Annotated in this window: 14 protein-coding genes and 1 pseudogene; 12 read left to right on the forward strand and 3 right to left on the reverse strand. The window is 35.7% G+C overall.

Annotation, left to right across the window (positions count from 1 at the left end):
* Positions 1 to 527: 527 nt before the first annotated feature.
* The 5 genes and pseudogenes from RCG17_RS26575 to RCG17_RS26595 all read left to right on the forward strand — a co-directional run bounded on the left by RCG17_RS26575 (position 528) and on the right by RCG17_RS26595 (position 5,868).
* On the forward strand, positions 528 to 995 hold the full coding sequence (locus tag RCG17_RS26575) for a hypothetical protein (protein ID WP_308173006.1): 468 nt from the start codon (positions 528 to 530) through the stop codon (positions 993 to 995).
* Positions 996 to 1,041: 46 nt separating this feature from the next.
* On the forward strand, positions 1,042 to 1,842 hold the full coding sequence (locus RCG17_RS26580; RefSeq protein WP_308173007.1) for an ABC transporter ATP-binding protein: 801 nt from the start codon (positions 1,042 to 1,044) through the stop codon (positions 1,840 to 1,842).
* Positions 1,843 to 1,908: 66 nt separating this feature from the next.
* The gene (locus RCG17_RS26585) at positions 1,909 to 2,724 is read left to right on the forward strand and encodes a sensor histidine kinase (RefSeq protein WP_308173008.1); all 816 of its coding nucleotides are present in this window, start codon (positions 1,909 to 1,911) and stop codon (positions 2,722 to 2,724) included.
* Positions 2,721 to 3,354: pseudogene (locus RCG17_RS26590) on the forward strand (LuxR C-terminal-related transcriptional regulator). The gene RCG17_RS26585 and the pseudogene RCG17_RS26590 overlap by 4 nt, the downstream one beginning before the upstream one ends.
* A gap of 336 nt (positions 3,355 to 3,690) precedes the next feature.
* Positions 3,691 to 5,868 (forward strand): malate synthase G, encoded by a 2,178-nt coding sequence (locus RCG17_RS26595; protein WP_308173009.1) that lies wholly within the window; start codon positions 3,691 to 3,693, stop codon positions 5,866 to 5,868.
* A 46-nt stretch (positions 5,869 to 5,914) separates the two neighbouring features.
* Here RCG17_RS26595 and RCG17_RS26600 read toward each other — a convergent pair whose 3' ends face one another.
* Positions 5,915 to 6,193, reverse strand: a complete 279-nt coding sequence (locus RCG17_RS26600) for a hypothetical protein (protein ID WP_308173010.1) — start codon at positions 6,191 to 6,193, stop codon at positions 5,915 to 5,917.
* On the reverse strand, positions 6,178 to 6,438 hold the full coding sequence (locus RCG17_RS26605) for a CGCGG family putative rSAM-modified RiPP protein (protein ID WP_308173011.1): 261 nt from the start codon (positions 6,436 to 6,438) through the stop codon (positions 6,178 to 6,180). Before RCG17_RS26605 ends, RCG17_RS26600 begins: the two co-directional genes overlap by 16 nt.
* Before the next feature lie 182 nt (positions 6,439 to 6,620).
* Here RCG17_RS26605 and hutU point away from each other — a divergent pair, with 182 nt between their 5' ends.
* The 7 genes from hutU to RCG17_RS26640 all read left to right on the forward strand — a co-directional run bounded on the left by hutU (position 6,621) and on the right by RCG17_RS26640 (position 15,112).
* Positions 6,621 to 8,288 (forward strand): urocanate hydratase, encoded by a 1,668-nt coding sequence (hutU, locus tag RCG17_RS26610; RefSeq protein WP_308173012.1) that lies wholly within the window; start codon positions 6,621 to 6,623, stop codon positions 8,286 to 8,288.
* Positions 8,289 to 8,305: 17 nt separating this feature from the next.
* On the forward strand, positions 8,306 to 9,577 hold the full coding sequence (gene hutI, locus RCG17_RS26615; RefSeq protein WP_308173013.1) for an imidazolonepropionase: 1,272 nt from the start codon (positions 8,306 to 8,308) through the stop codon (positions 9,575 to 9,577).
* A complete protein-coding gene (locus RCG17_RS26620) occupies positions 9,574 to 10,605 on the forward strand; it encodes an agmatinase family protein (protein WP_308173014.1) in 1,032 nt (343 codons plus the stop codon). Before hutI ends, RCG17_RS26620 begins: the two co-directional genes overlap by 4 nt.
* A 392-nt stretch (positions 10,606 to 10,997) precedes the next feature.
* Positions 10,998 to 11,642, forward strand: coding sequence for an acetate uptake transporter (locus tag RCG17_RS26625; RefSeq protein ID WP_308173015.1), 645 nt, complete (start codon positions 10,998 to 11,000; stop codon positions 11,640 to 11,642).
* A gap of 186 nt (positions 11,643 to 11,828) precedes the next feature.
* Positions 11,829 to 13,199 carry an MATE family efflux transporter gene (locus RCG17_RS26630; protein ID WP_308173016.1) on the forward strand — a complete coding sequence of 457 codons (1,371 nt, stop codon included), beginning with the start codon at positions 11,829 to 11,831 and terminating at the stop codon, positions 13,197 to 13,199.
* Positions 13,200 to 13,310: 111 nt separating this feature from the next.
* Positions 13,311 to 14,642 carry an MDR family MFS transporter gene (locus RCG17_RS26635; RefSeq protein WP_308173017.1) on the forward strand — a complete coding sequence of 444 codons (1,332 nt, stop codon included), beginning with the start codon at positions 13,311 to 13,313 and terminating at the stop codon, positions 14,640 to 14,642.
* A 146-nt stretch (positions 14,643 to 14,788) separates the two neighbouring features.
* Positions 14,789 to 15,112 carry a hypothetical protein gene (locus RCG17_RS26640; RefSeq protein ID WP_308173018.1) on the forward strand — a complete coding sequence of 108 codons (324 nt, stop codon included), beginning with the start codon at positions 14,789 to 14,791 and terminating at the stop codon, positions 15,110 to 15,112.
* Positions 15,113 to 15,215: 103 nt separating this feature from the next.
* On the opposite strand, the gene RCG17_RS26645 is transcribed toward RCG17_RS26640, so the two are convergent.
* Positions 15,216 to 15,356: an FbpB family small basic protein gene (locus tag RCG17_RS26645; protein ID WP_308173019.1), complete on the reverse strand. Its 141-nt coding sequence runs from the start codon at positions 15,354 to 15,356 to the stop codon at positions 15,216 to 15,218.
* Between the last annotated feature and the right edge of the window lie 80 nt (positions 15,357 to 15,436).

Below are 15,436 nucleotides of genomic sequence, written 5' to 3' on the forward strand. Positions count from 1 at the left end.
TTATGAGTTAAGGAAACTAGACTTTACCCTTATAAATTACTTTAGAAAGAAATCATTGCTAATCTTCTATAAACGATCATCTTCCCAAAGTTTGTAGTAGGATTCTTCTATTTCAATATCATCAATATCACTAATATGATCATTCATTTGTTCTGTTGGTGTTAAATCTTTACTCATTTTTCTGTTAACCTCCTAGATTGATTAGTAGATAATATTTTTTTGATTGTAACAAATGGTATAAAGGAAGAAAATCAAAATCTTCCGACCAATTCCAAATAGAATCGACAAAAATATTTATAAAAGTCAAAATTGTAGAGGCGATACAAAGGAAATTCGTCGAAAATTTTATTCAAATAGGATATTTGTCGAAAAAAATTGAAAATAAATCTTACAAATGGCTCTTTACACTAATTTGCAAAAATTAATAAATATTAAACAAAAATATGAAAGCGCATACAAAATAAAAAGGATTTATAAAGATTTTGTCGAATATTGAATAGAAATATATAGAAATAGGGGGAAATTTGATGAAAGGATATTTTCATCTGATATTTAATGCAGAGAATTCTGTTATTATTTTTGGAAAAAGATTGGGTAAAAATAAAATAATTTTTAATGGTAAGCCCAGCTTTTTTGATGCTATAAGATTTTCGGATTCCTCACCTCCACAAGATATTGATTTCTCATCCCTGTACATTCCTGTCACCTGGACTCCCAATAAGACCTATTACTTTCACGATCCACTGTTGTACACCAGCATTAAATTTATCATTGACCATAACAAATTAATAATTATCGATAACGATAATATTTTAACATCTGAAACAGTACACAACATTTTTAAGTATTTCCTTATTAAAAAAGGTAAAAAAATGCTTTTTCTTACTGATGTACCGAATAACAAAGTTATTACAAGAAACAAAGACAAATTATTATGTGAAAATAATGAAAAAAACACCCATATTCAAAAAATTCACAATTCAAAGGAAAAATAGCCCGTCTGAGCCATTCCTTCGATTTGCAAATTAGTTTAAAAGCTGGATGGCTTGTTTTGATAGGCTACCTTTTGGCATATCTATTCTTCTTTATGGCTTTTTCAAACTTTTTTTTGTGGAGGAGAAGGCAAAAAAGACTTCACGTATTGAGATTATAGCTGTTTCAAAAAAGTTTACCAAGAAGGTAGCCCTATTTGATTTTTCATTAATTGCTAATGAGGGAGAATGCATTGCCTTATGCGGGGGAAATGGAGCTGGAAAAAGTACTCTGCTTCAAATTGTCGCAGGTATCTCCCATCCTAGTGAAGGAAAAGTTATAGTAGACAAAGTCGACCTTCTCCAGAATCGAAAAGCATATGTTTCCCGAATAGGGTATATGCCTGATGAATTTTTCGCCCAAGAGACAATGACCGTTACTGAGTTTTTAACTTTTTATGCGAAATTTCGGAAGATTGGCCTCAGGCCCGTAAAGGAAGTAATTCAGGTCCTTGGCTTAGAGGAGAAAAAAGATGAAATGCTAAAACATCTCTCAAAAGGTATGAGGCAGCGGCTATTATTTGGACAAGCTTGGATTGGAAATCCACCTGTTTTAATTCTGGATGAGCCAACTAATGGCCTGGACCCTTATTGGATTGATGTTTTTATAAAACTAGTATTAAAAATTAAAAATAGCGGGACAACAATCCTCTTTTCTACCCATATGATGGATGTAGCAGCAGAAGTAGCAGATCAGGTCATTTTCATGGAAAAAGGAAAGCAAATTTCTGTCCTGGAAAATGATTTTCAAAATGAAAAACTATTTATGGACAAATTGTTACAATTTTATAGAAAAAAAAGTAAGGACTGAAATTTAGCTGTATAAATAACTGAATATTTAAAACCTTTGTGCTATAACAGAAATAGAAAGTATAGTATGAAAGGGTTTATGACCATGACATTTTGTACATTAAAATTACTGACAATCATCGTCCCAACAATATTGATTGGCGGCTTCGAATTTATTCGTCATACAATTCTCTATCGTTATATATCGATGGAGACAGGAAATTTTATTATTACGATTCTAACACTTGTTATTTCTTTCCTTTATGCAAATTGGATGTTTAAAACGATCGAATTGAAAAACCAAAGGATCAGTTCTGAACGTGAATTAAGAGCAATTTATGAAGAAAGAGAGCGGATGGCAAAGGAATTAAATGATAGTATTGCGCAATCTTTATTTTTATTAAAGGTAGATTTGAAAAAAAATAAAATGCAAGAGGCAGGTTCAGTGGTTAATTCAATTGATACAAATTTACGCCAAGCTATTTTTAATTTAAGGTTAAAACCTGAGGAAGATGGAGGATTTTTAGGACGAATAAATAATTGGATTGATCAATGGAATGCCGTAACAGGAGTTGAAAGCAGGATTGATATTCGAATAGAGGATGGATTTTTCAGTTCAACTGAGGAGGTCCAATTATTTGGAATCATTCAAGAGGCATTTACAAATATCAGAAAACATGCAAATGCCAGTAATGTTTGCATCTCATTGAAATCTGAAGGTGAAAACTGGGTATTAACCATTGAGGATGATGGGGATGGTTTTTCTATTAATCAAGTACATTCTCATCAGTATGGTTTAGAAATGCTAGAAGAAAGAGTGATTAAGCTTAATGCTTTTCTCGATATTATCTCAGGCGAAAGGCTTGGAACAAGAATTGTTGTGAAAGGAGCGAAAAGAAGATGATCACTCCATTTCGAGTTCTTATCACCGACGATCATCCTCATTCAAGGATGGCCATAAGAGAAATTTTAGAAGATGAAACGCTTTTTACAATAATTGGAGAAGCGGCAAATGGAAAAGAAGCGATTGAACTATGTGATATTCTGCTGCCTGATATTGTTTTAATGGATATTGAAATGCCGATCTTAAACGGCCTGGGAGCAACGAAAATAATTAAGGAGAGAAACCCACTTATTAAAGAGTGTTTCAGATGATGTTGCCGATTTATTTACAGCTATCCAATATGGTGCTCAAGGCTATCTTTTAAAAAATATGGACCCAGATGACTGGCTTCAATATCTTTGTTCCGTTGCAGATGGGTCAAGCTATGCAGCAAGAGATATGGCTGGAAAGCTGCTCTATCAATTTAGAGAAGCTGATGTTGAGCACTCGCCAACTCCCCACTCATTAACTGCCAGAGAAAAAGAAATCCTTCTTCTTGTTGCAAAAGGGCTGACAAATAAACAAATTGGGCAACAATTATTTATTGCTGAAAATACAGTGAAAAATCATATTAAAAATTTACTTGGAAAACTAGATGTGGACAATCGTGTACAGTTAGCATCTTATGCAACAAAAAATGGGCTGTTGTAAGACTGAAATTCAATATTGTTCATAAAAAAAGTTTGATTAAAAAACGCCTTAAAAAAGTTTAGTATTTTTTTACACTTAATCTAGTAATTAAGATGAAATCGTTTTACAATAGAATGTAAGTTTTATATATCTTTGTAAGAACCGTGAAAAAAGAGTATAACCGAATGTTCATAATTTTTTAGTACAGGAATATGCTTATAACTGTATTGGAAAATTCTAAAATAATACCATATAGGTTTGGTATTATTTTTTCGAAACATTTCGTAAACAGCGTTGCGTAATAAGCAACAGTTTAAAACGGAAATCTTACAAATAAAAATGAAGGAGGAAATCAGAATGACGAATTATACTAAAGTAGGCAATCTACAAGTAGCGAACGAACTTTTTGAGTTCATTAACTCCGAGGCTCTTCCAGGGAGTAACGTTGAACAGAAAAGATTTTGGAATGGTTTGGCGGCGATCATCAAGGATTTAACTCCTAAAAATAAAGCGTTGCTTGCTAAACGGGATGAATTTCAACACAAAATTAATACATGGCATCTTGAAAATAAAGAGTTTGATTTTAGTAAGTATAAAGAATTTCTAAAGGAAATTGGTTATTTAGAACCTGAGGCAGAAGATTTTAAAATTACAACCGAAAATGCAGATGACGAAATTACCATTCAAGCTGGTCCTCAATTAGTTGTACCAGTAAATAATGACCGTTATGCTTTAAATGCAGCAAATGCCCGCTGGGGAAGCCTTTATGATGCCTTGTACGGCTTTGATGTTATAAGTGAGGAAAATGGAGCTGGGAAGAAAGGTGGCTACAACCCTATTCGTGGAGAAAAGGTTATCTCTTTTGCAAAAGACTTTTTGGATCAAGCTGCTCCGCTAAAGGAAGGATCCCACAAGGACGCTGTACAATATCGTGTTATAAATAGTGAATTAGCTGTTACACTTAATAATGGAAAAGAGACTGGTCTCCTGCACCAGGAAAAGTTTGCAGGATATCAGGGTGATTTACAAGCTCCATCTGCCATCTTACTAAAAAATAATGGTCTCCATTTTGAAATACAAATTGACCGCAACAACATGATTGGAAAAATGGACGATGCAGGAGTTAAAGATATTCTGTTAGAAGCAGCATTAACCACGATTATGGACTGTGAAGATTCAGTTGCAGCAGTTGATGCAGAGGATAAAGTTCTTGTCTATCGTAATTGGCTTGGTTTGAACAAAGGTGACCTTTTTGCATCTTTTGCAAAAAAAAATAAAACGGTAACACGTACAATGAATCCTGACCGTCGTTATCTTTCTCCAAGTGGAGAAGAGTTTACCCTTCCTGGTCGTTCATTAATGTTTGTACGGAATGTCGGGCATTTAATGACTAATAGTGCAGTCTTAGACCATGAGGGCAATGAAGTATTTGAAGGAATACTTGATGCCGTATTTACCAGCTTAATGGCAAAACATTCTTTACTTGGCAATGGAAAATATCAAAATGGCTCCAAAGGTTCAATTTATATTGTAAAACCAAAAATGCACGGTTCCAAAGAGGTGGCGTATGCAAATGAACTATTCGATCGGACAGAGGATCTTCTTGGTTTAAAACGTCACACGATTAAAATTGGGGTTATGGACGAAGAACGCCGCACATCCTTAAACCTTAAAGCATGTATTAAAGAAGTTAAAGATCGGATTGTCTTTATCAATACAGGTTTCCTTGATCGTACAGGGGATGAAATGCATACCTCAATGGAAGCAGGTCCAATGATTCGTAAAAATGATATGAAATCAACAGCATGGCTGCAAGGCTATGAAAAATCAAATGTGTATAGAGGGCTGGAAACAGGCTTCCAGGGACGTGCCCAAATTGGAAAGGGCATGTGGGCAATGCCTGACTTAATGGCTGCTATGCTGGAACAAAAAATCGGTCATCCAAAAGCTGGAGCAAATACTGCTTGGGTTCCATCACCAACTGGTGCAACCATTCATGCCTTGCATTATCATCAAGTAAATGTAGTAGAAGTTCAAAACGCTCTTTATAACGACATTACTGATTTACGTGATAACATTTTACAAATACCAACTGCGAAAAATTCAAATTGGAGTCAGAAAGAAATTCAAGCAGAGCTTGATAACAACTCTCAAGGAATACTTGGCTATGTTGTTCGTTGGGTAGAGCAAGGAATAGGATGTTCAAAAGTTCCGGATATCAATAATATTGGTCTCATGGAGGACCGTGCAACATTAAGGATTTCCAGTCAACATATTGCGAACTGGCTCCATCACGGAATCTGTACCGAGGAACAAGTATTGGAAACATTAAAACGCATGGCTATTGTCGTTGATCAACAAAATGATGGAGACGATAATTATCGTCCAATGGCTCCAAACTATAATGATTCCGTCGCTTTCCAGGCAGCGTGTGACCTTGTATTTAAAGGATACGATCAACCAAACGGTTATACTGAACCAATCCTGCACCGCCGCAGAATTGAGGCAAAAGCGAAATTTGCAATTAAACAATAACATAAAAAAACCTAGCTTGGCTTTTGGGCTGAGCTAGGTTTTAATGTTATGGAAAATATATTTCTAAACGGTCAGTATTATTTCGTAAAACATAAAAATTTGGAAATTGGTTGTCTATATAGACATCCGGATAATTCCCAATTGTTATCTTGCAGCAAGTATCATCTTTTTTAGTAAAAAGGAGCGACCCATCCGTAAGTTTAAGTGATTGAAAGGAAAAGCCATCCCTTTTTACTAAAAAATCAATGTCACTATAATAATTTAAAATTACTTGCCGATTTTTAAAAGCTTCTAAGACGAATAAATCCTCTAGTTTTTTTTCCATACTCGCAGCACATATCCTCCACAGCCACATTGGTCAATAAACTTGGCTTCAATTTGATCTCCGAAAAATAAATTTAATGCCTCTGTTAAATAATCATCTGGATCTCCCAAAGTTTCGGGCGTAACAACATTTACATAAAACCCTTTTGAAGTTTGTTCCACGGCATCAATAGCATCTTTTACGACTAATTCTAAATCATTTTCGTATTCCTCGTGTTCAAGTGAAACAGACCAATTTTTCTCCATAATGTCACCTCTTACGATTATTGTAAAAGTGTTCAATGGATCGTGTGGTGATTTGTATCACACTAAGAAAACTTAACTAAAGTCACTGACAACTATGAGATTATGAATTTTATTACACTCATAAAATTTTTTTAGATATTCCCAACATATATTTTATTAAACAAAAAAAGGGGTGAGGAAGAATGACTTCAAATAAGCCCAGATTGATCACACCATACACGGGTACAAAGCTGAATGCTAAAGGCTGGATTCAAGAAGCAGCACTTCGCATGCTCATGAATAATCTTAACAAAGATGTCGCTGAAAACCCGGAAGAACTTATCGTATATGGCGGAATTGGAAAGGCTGCCCGCAATTGGGAAGCATATGATCGAATTGTTAAAACTTTGCTTCAATTGGAAAATGATGAAACTTTATTAATTCAATCTGGTAAACCAGTGGCAGTGTTTAAGACTCACAAGGATGCCCCAAGGGTTTTACTTGCGAATTCCAATTTGGTCCCAGCATGGGCCAATTGGGAGCATTTTCATGAATTAGATCAAAAGGGCTTGATCATGTACGGACAAATGACGGCAGGAAGCTGGATTTATATTGGCAGCCAAGGCATTGTTCAAGGCACATATGAGACCTTTGCAGAAGTGGCCCGTCAAAAATTCAAGGGAACTTTAAAACATACGATTACTTTAACTGCAGGCCTTGGCGGAATGGGAGGGGCCCAGCCATTAGCGATTACGATGAATGAGGGGGTATGCCTGGTCATCGAAATGGATGAAAGTAGGGTAGATCGGCGAATTGAAACTGCCTATCTAGATGTAAAAACAACTAACTTGGATAAAGCACTTGACATGGCATTGGTGGCAAAAACAGCTGGAAAAGGGCTGTCAATCGGTTTAATAGGAAATGCTGCGGAAATTCTCCCTATGCTGCTGGAAAAAGGTTTTACCCCTGATATTTTAACAGATCAAACGTCAGCCCATGATCCTCTTAATGGTTATATTCCAGCTAATTTTACGTTAAGTGAAGCCACTAAATTAAGAAAGGAAAATCCAGCAAATTACATCAAACTTTCCAAACAAAGTATGGTTGTCCATGTGAAAGCCATGTTATTGATGCAACAACATGGTGCTGTCACTTTTGATTATGGAAATAACATTCGTCAAATGGCAAAAGATCAAGGAGTAGAAAACGCATTTTCATTCCCTGGATTTGTTCCAGCATTTATCCGTCCTTTATTTTGTGAAGGAAAGGGCCCATTCCGCTGGGCTGCTTTATCAGGTGATACTGAGGATATTAGAATAATTGATGATGTGATCTTAAACGAATTCAAAGAAGATAGGCACCTTTGTAATTGGATTAAGATGGCGCAAGAAAAAATAAGTTTTCAAGGTCTTCCAGCTCGGATTTGTTGGTTAGGCTATGGTGCTCGGGCTCGCTTAGGAAAAATCATCAATGATATGGTAGCTTCGGGGGAAATTTCAGCCCCGATTGTCATTGGTCGTGACCATCTTGATTCAGGTTCGGTTGCGAGCCCGAACCGAGAAACAGAGGCCATGAAAGATGGAAGTGATGCAGTAGCTGATTGGCCGATTTTGAACGCTCTGATCAATGCAGTTGGCGGAGCCAGCTGGGTATCCTATCACCATGGAGGCGGTGTAGGAATGGGATATTCCCTTCATGCAGGGATGGTGATCGTTGCTGATGGTACAAAGGAAGCAGAAGTACGTCTAAAAAGAGTTTTAACGACTGACCCAGGCATGGGAATTGTACGGCATGCAGATGCTGGTTATGAAAAAGCGATTGAAACCGCTGTGAACAATGGCATCAACATGCCTATGCTCAAAAAAGATTAAAGAAGGTGGAAAACCTTATGAGACCCATTTTCATTAAAAATGCCTCACAACTTATCACAATAAAGAATAGTTCGAATACTCCGCTGATTAAAGAAGCAATGTCCAATCTGGGAATTATTGAAAATGGCAGTGTCCTGATCGAAAATGGAAGAATCATAGCAGTTGGAAAAGATAATGCACTTTCTAACCAATATTCCGAACGGCTAAAAGAAGCATTGGTCATTGATGCGAGTGGGAAACTAGTTACCCCTGGATTAGTTGACCCTCATACACATCTTATATTTGCTGGAAGCAGAGAACAAGAATTTAATATGAGACTCCAAGGGAAAACATATATGGAGATTATGGAAATGGGTGGAGGCATCCATACTACAGCAAGACAAACGAAATCTGCTTCGCAAGAAGAGCTTTTCAATGAAGGATATGAGCGATTAAATCAATTTCTCCTTCATGGAGTGACAACTATTGAGGCAAAAAGCGGGTATGGAATGGAATGGGAAACAGAACGAAAACAGCTTGAAGTTGTGAAATCTCTGAACCAACAACATGTTGTGGATATAGTATCAACTTTTATGGGAGCACATGCAGTCCCTAAAAAGTATAAAGTAAATCCCGAACAATATGTTGAGCTTGTCATAAAAGAAATGATTCCAAAGGTTGCAGAGCTAGGGCTGGCAGAATTTAATGATGTATTTTGCGAAAAAGGAGTGTTTACTCCAAAACAGGATAAACGAATTTTGGATACAGGAAAGGAGTTTGGTTTAAGACCAAAAATTCATGCGGATGAAATAGAACCTTATGGAGGAGCGGAATTGGCAGCAGAGGTCGGGGCGATATCTGCGGATCATTTATTAAAAACTAGTGAAATAGGAAGTTACCTGATGGCTAAAAGGGGTGTGGTGGGTGTCCTGCTTCCTGGCACAGCTTATTTTTTGATGGCCGAGTTTGCAAATGCGAGAAAGCTGATTGATAAGGGGGTGCCTGTGGCTTTAGCTACGGATTTTAATCCAGGATCGTCTCCAACTGCTTCTTTGCCTTTTATAATGAATTTAGGATGTTTAAAAATGGGGATGACACCCGCAGAAGTAATACCTGCGGCAACTATTAACGCCGCACATGCGATTGGCAGAGGAAATGAAATTGGCAGCATTGAGGTAGGAAAAAAGGCAGACATTACGATCTTTAATGTGTCAAATTTTATGAAACTGCAATACTTTTATGGAATCAACCATACCGATACAGTCATTAAAAACGGGCAGATAGTTGTAAAGGGGGGGAAGATTGAGTGACAAGTTTTCTTTATCCTAAAATTCATCCTCCAAGTTTTACCTGGAGCGATACGCAAAATAAGATAGAGAGAATTCATGAATGGATAAAGCCAATTACAAATAAAATCGATCCAATTGAGTGTAAAAAAGCTGAGATCATTATTGTAGGAGTTCCACTCTCAAGATCCTCTATTAGCTCGTCTGGAGCATCAGAATTTCCAGAGGCATTTAGACGGTCATGGAGATATTTTACCACCTACAATCTAGAAGATAATATTGATTTATCTACCATGATGGCATTTGATGCAGGAGATGTTCCCATGCATGTTACGGATATCAGCAAATGCCATAATAATATTATTTACGCATCGAAGGCCCTTCACAGCCACTTTCAAACTTCAATTATAACTGCAATTGGCGGTGATCATTCCATAACCGCAATGATGGTAAAAGGAATGAATCAAGTAAATCCATTGAAAAAGGTTGGTATTCTCCAATTTGATACTCATTTTGATTTGCGAGATTTGTCCGAAAATGGACCCTCAAATGGAACACCAATGCGAAACCTCATAGAAAGCGGTATCGTAAATGGTGAGAACATGTATAATGTCGGATTACATGGTTTTTTTAATTCGAAAAATTTAAAAATTTTTGCTGATGAAAATGGTGTAAATTATTTTACACTGAGGCAAATGAGAAAAGATGGTATGAAAAAAACGGTCCGCCGTTGTTTGAAAGAACTATCTTCGAAAGTAGATGTAATATATTTAACGGTTGATATGGACGTATTGGATATTGCCTATGCTCCAGGAGTTCCCGCTTCAACCCCAGGTGGAATGACAACCGAAGAACTACTTGATGGGGTTTTAGAAGCAGGAAAACATCCGCTTGTTAGGGCAATGGATCTAGTTTGTCTCGACCCTTTAAGAGACTCGCATGTCCAGCAAACAGTTAAGCTTGGAACGCTTGTTTTTTTAACATTTCTTTCTGGCGTTGCACTGCAAAAAAAGCAAGACAAAAATGACGAAAAAAAAGGGAGCTTTCTGTAAAAAAACTTCACTTTTTATCACTATAGGTATAGTGAAAATTTAGCTTTGTCTAATCTTAGCTAGGTTTTTTTGATTTTATAAAAAAGATTGACATTTTCTCTCAAAAAGTTATAATTTTATTGAATAGTTTGAAAAATCAAAATAAAGGGAATAGCGGAAAATATCGAACTGATAAAAAAATAGACATTATTTGTTATTCAAAAAAGAAACCGCTTTCTCTTTTGGCGCATTCGGAGGTGATTTGCGAAAAAACAGAGACCCTTGTCATAAATAATGAAACCAAAAAACATCAGCGGCTGTCAATATTTCATTTTGTGAAATGACATGCCTTGGAAAATACATAATATTTAAGTCTACTAGAACTTTTTATTATATTTATTAGGAGGAATAAAATGGAAAATGAAAACAAATCAGTAAAAATTGTAGTAGCAGACCCTTCGGCAATCGGATTATTTGGACTAGCTATGGTTACCCTTGTTGCATCAACACAAAAACTAGGAATTACCACTGGGTTATCATTTGTCATACCTTGGGCTTTATTCCTTGGTGGAATCGCTCAATTGTATGCCAGCATACAAGATTCTAAACATAATAATGTATTTGGGGCTACTGCCTTTGGAGCATATGGATTATTCTGGCTTGGCGTTGGAGTATCTTGGTTAATTCAATTAGGTGTTTTTGGTAAAGCATTGGCTTCAACTGTAGATCCGAAACAATTGGGTGTTGCGTTTGTCGGATACCTCATTTTCAGTATCTTTATGACAATTGGCGCAATGGAAACACACAAAGTTCTGTTCAGTATTTTTGTATTAATTGACGTTTTATTTGTCGGTCTTGCGTTAACCACTTTCGGTGTAGCTCCAGAAACTACTCATCAAATAGCAGCCATTGCAGAATTACTGATTGCATTACTAAGTTTTTATGGTGCTGCTGCTGCGGTTTTAAACCCCCACTTTGGGAAGGTATTCTTGCCGGTAGGAAAACCGTTTGGAATCTTTAAGCAAACTGTCCAATTGAAAATGGTAAAAAAAGCTTAAACTTTATCAAATTAATATTAAATTTTAAAAAGGATGGACGAATAATTTCGGTCATCCTTTTTCGCATCAGTTTAAAAGCTCAGGCCCTAACGAAAAAAAGTAATTTTAGAAAAAAAGGAAGTATTTTATTCCTTATTAGAATATAATATTATTTTGTGATATTTTATTTTTCTAAGGAGTTCATTAATGTATCAGACCTTTACGATAAAACAAAAGATAAAATTAATTTTTATTATGTTAATCCCCATCTTAATAACACAACTGGGTATGTTTTCAATGGTATTCTTCAATACCGTTATGTCTGGCAAATACAATTCAGCCGATTTGGCGGGAGTTGCAATTGGTTCTTCCATTTGGAATCCGATTTTTACGGGATTAAGCGGAATTTTGCTTGCAGTTTCCCCGATTGTGGCACAACGATTTGGGGAAAAGAAAATGAAGGAATTATCAAATGTATTAATCCATGGCATCTACCTAGCAATTATGATTTCATTAATCGTGCTGATTCTGGGCTTTTTTTTACTTAATCCAATACTTAATAAAATGAATTTAAGCTCATCCGTTCAGCGAATAGCATTTGACTATTTGGTCGGTTTATCCTTTGGCATTTTTCCATTATTTTTATTTAATGTCTTACGATCATTTATTTATGGATTAGGAAAAACCCGTGTAGTAATGGTAATTTTGCTTATTTCATTGCCAATTAACTTGTTTTTTAATTATGTTCTGATCTTTGGAAAATGGGGATTTCCTGAACTAGGGGGGGCTGGGGCTGGCTATGCTAGTTCCGTAACCGAATGGGTGATGGTGGGACTAACTTTATATGTAATTAAAGCATTTAAACCATTTTCTGAATATACATCCGTTTCCACTTTTAAACAATTTTCATTTAAGTACTTTGCCGAAATTTTAAAAATTGGCGTGCCAATGGGGCTCTCGACTTTTTTTGAAACAAGTATGTTTGCAGTTGTCACAATTTTAATTTCAACTTATGCTGTTACAACGATAGCAGCCTACCAAGCTGCATTAAACTTTATCTCTTTTATTTATATGATCCCATTTAGTATGGGGATGGCACTGACAGTTCTAGTTGGATTTGAAGTGGGGGCCAAAAGATACCAAGATGCTAAAATTTATAGCTGGCTTGGGGCTTCACTTGCTGTTCTAATTGCTATTATTTTTGGAGTTTTAGTTGTCTTATTCCGAAATGAAGTAGCAGGCTTTTATTCCAATGAGCAGGCTGTAATCCGCTTAACAAGCAATTTTCTTATATACGCTCTGTTTTTTCATATTTCTGATGCCATACAGGTTACAGTACAATCTGCGCTTAGGGGCTACAGGGATGTTAATCTTGCCTTCATCATGACACTTATCGCATATTGGATTATTTGTTTACCTGCGGGCTATTTTATGGCGAATTTCATGAATCAGGGTGCAACAGGGTATTGGTTTGGATTAACGATTGGCCTTCTTGCTGCTGGAATTTGTATGTCAATTAGGCTAATTTATATCCAGAAAAATAAATTTACTAGTTTTAAGGTAAAGGAAGTAGTTTAAACATTTTTGCATCTACATTTGTAAAGCAGTGTTAGAATTCACTGCTTTTTCTATTGAAAAAAATGGTAAAATATTATTTTGGGTAAACATCAGGGAATTTTAGGAGGAAATATGGAAAAAAATCGTTACGTTTTTTGGGGACTTGTTATTACAACCCTTATTTCAGCACTTGATTCTAATATCATGCAAACGGCAAGTCCAACGATAGCCAGACAACTTGGAGGAATGCAGTTGTTTGCCTGGATCTTTGTTGTATATATGCTAGCAAGCACCATCACTGTACCACTTTATGGGAAACTTTCTGATATGTATGGCCGAAAAAAACTTTTAATGGCTGCTGTAGGATTATTTACGATTGGCTCCATTTTAGCGGGAATAGCGAACTCAATGGTCTTACTTGTTATCTGCAGAGGTGTGCAGGGTTTGGGCGCAGGCGGTATGCTTACCCTATCTTTAGTTATTGTTGGAGATTTATTTACCATTGAAAAACGCGGGAAAATTCAGGCAGTATTCAGTAGCATATGGGCGATATCCTCCATCGTTGGACCAGTTCTTGGTTCCTTTTTTGTCCAAACATTAACCTGGAGATGGATTTTCTTTATTAATATTCCAATTGGTGCTGCCACAGTTCTTTGTTTAATTCCATATAAGGAAAAGCTAAGTTTCAGAAAAACATTGATCGATTATAAGGGTTTTTTCATTTTTGGAATTTCAACCACACTCCTCTTATTATCCACAAATGTGAGTAATGGTCTGTGGTATTTATTGCTTGGAATTATTGGATTGATTCTCTTTATTTTTGTTGAACGAAAAGTGGCGGAGCCATTTTTGCCTGTTTCTTTATTTAAAAATAAAGGTATTCTTGTTGTAAATCTATTTATGCTTTTCTATAGTGGATCATTTTTTGGTACATCAAATTTTATTCCATTGTATCTGCAGCAGGGAAGCCATATGAGTATTTATAAAAGCGGACTCATTCTTTTAAGTATCGCAGTAGGCTGGATGTTTGGCAGTATTCCAGCAGGGAAATGGATTATTAATTTTGGATATAAAAACCTTTTTATAATTGGAAGCTTTGTAACCACTATATCCGGCTTTTTGTTATATTTGTACATTGGTGTTTTATCGTATTTAGGTTTATTTGCGCTATTACTTGTTCAAGGTTTTTCGTTTGGACTTCTGTTTGCAGTAGGAACAATTGCTTCTCAGGAGCTAGCTGAATCGGAAATTAAAGGAATATCAACATCATTACAAATGTTTTTAAGAAACATTGGAACCTCAGTAGGTGTCACAGTTATGGGTGTTTTAATTAATCACGCAGTATCCATAATGATTGGTATGAAAAATGTTTTTCTATTTGCACTTTTGTTAAGCATACTTACGATTATATTTAGTTTTTTAATTCCAACCAAAGAAACACTAATAAAAGAGGTAACAGAATAAACATGCTTGAACCAAGCACTAATTCAGTAGCTTGGTTTTAAATTTCTTTTTTCCTTTGGATGAATTTATGGAGTACGTGTCAAAATAAAAAGTATCAAATAAATGACTCTTTGTTTAACTTATTTATTCCATAAAAGGAGGAAAGTATGCCACGTCGAACAGGAAAAGCTAATGAAGAGGAAAGGGATACAATTGTTCTTTCTGAAAGTAATGAAGACGGTGAAGATGAGGTTACCTGCTTAAATAGAATGCTTGGAGCGGTAATGAGATACATTTCCGACGATGAAATAGTCGAAATAGACATTGAATATTTGCTGGAAACCACAAAAGGTCTCCGAAAGTGGTGGGATGAATATCGGGAAAAAGATCGTAAAAGAGTTGAAGAGGATATAAAAAAATCATTGAGTGGCTTATCAATAGAAGAATTAGAAAAGATACGCGAACAAATACAAGAAAAAGGAAAAGATTAATGAATATATCTACAAAAATAAAAAAGGAGAGCTAAAGTCTCCTTTCAATGATTTCCACAAATATAAAATTTTAATTGCAAAGTAATCTTAATTTATCAGAGTTTTAGTTTTTTGACGATGAGATTAATTTTTTGGAGTATTTATCATCAATCCTTGTTTCAATTTTTTCTAAGGCTTTTATATCCATTTCGATTTCCTTTTTATTATCTATCATGAGTTCCTTAAAAATTTTCTTAGGTCTCATATGTCACCTCACTTCCCTTAACATAATTATACCAGAAGACAAAATGATTGAATTGTTGGAATATTACAATTATATGAACT

It is taken from the genome of Neobacillus sp. PS3-12 (genome assembly GCF_030915385.1).
GTDB lineage: Bacteria > Bacillota > Bacilli > Bacillales > Cytobacillaceae > JAEVLT01.

Bases quoted from the DNA above. Each gene is read 5' to 3' on its own strand.
- RCG17_RS26640 (WP_308173018.1), top strand. From the start codon at position 14,789: ATGCCACGTCGAACAGGAAAAGCTAATGAAGAGGAAAGGGATACAATT.
- RCG17_RS26645 (WP_308173019.1), bottom strand. From the start codon at position 15,356: ATGAGACCTAAGAAAATTTTTAAGGAACTCATGATAGATAATAAAAAG.
- RCG17_RS26635 (WP_308173017.1), top strand. From the start codon at position 13,311: ATGGAAAAAAATCGTTACGTTTTTTGGGGACTTGTTATTACAACCCTT.
- RCG17_RS26580 (WP_308173007.1), top strand. From the start codon at position 1,042: ATGGCTTGTTTTGATAGGCTACCTTTTGGCATATCTATTCTTCTTTAT.
- hutU (WP_308173012.1), top strand. From the start codon at position 6,621: ATGACTTCAAATAAGCCCAGATTGATCACACCATACACGGGTACAAAG.
- hutI (WP_308173013.1), top strand. From the start codon at position 8,306: ATGAGACCCATTTTCATTAAAAATGCCTCACAACTTATCACAATAAAG.
- RCG17_RS26595 (WP_308173009.1), top strand. From the start codon at position 3,691: ATGACGAATTATACTAAAGTAGGCAATCTACAAGTAGCGAACGAACTT.
- RCG17_RS26625 (WP_308173015.1), top strand. From the start codon at position 10,998: ATGGAAAATGAAAACAAATCAGTAAAAATTGTAGTAGCAGACCCTTCG.
- RCG17_RS26630 (WP_308173016.1), top strand. From the start codon at position 11,829: ATGTATCAGACCTTTACGATAAAACAAAAGATAAAATTAATTTTTATT.
- RCG17_RS26585 (WP_308173008.1), top strand. From the start codon at position 1,909: ATGAAAGGGTTTATGACCATGACATTTTGTACATTAAAATTACTGACA.
- RCG17_RS26575 (WP_308173006.1), top strand. From the start codon at position 528: ATGAAAGGATATTTTCATCTGATATTTAATGCAGAGAATTCTGTTATT.
- RCG17_RS26605 (WP_308173011.1), bottom strand. From the start codon at position 6,438: ATGGAGAAAAATTGGTCTGTTTCACTTGAACACGAGGAATACGAAAAT.
- RCG17_RS26600 (WP_308173010.1), bottom strand. From the start codon at position 6,193: ATGGAAAAAAAACTAGAGGATTTATTCGTCTTAGAAGCTTTTAAAAAT.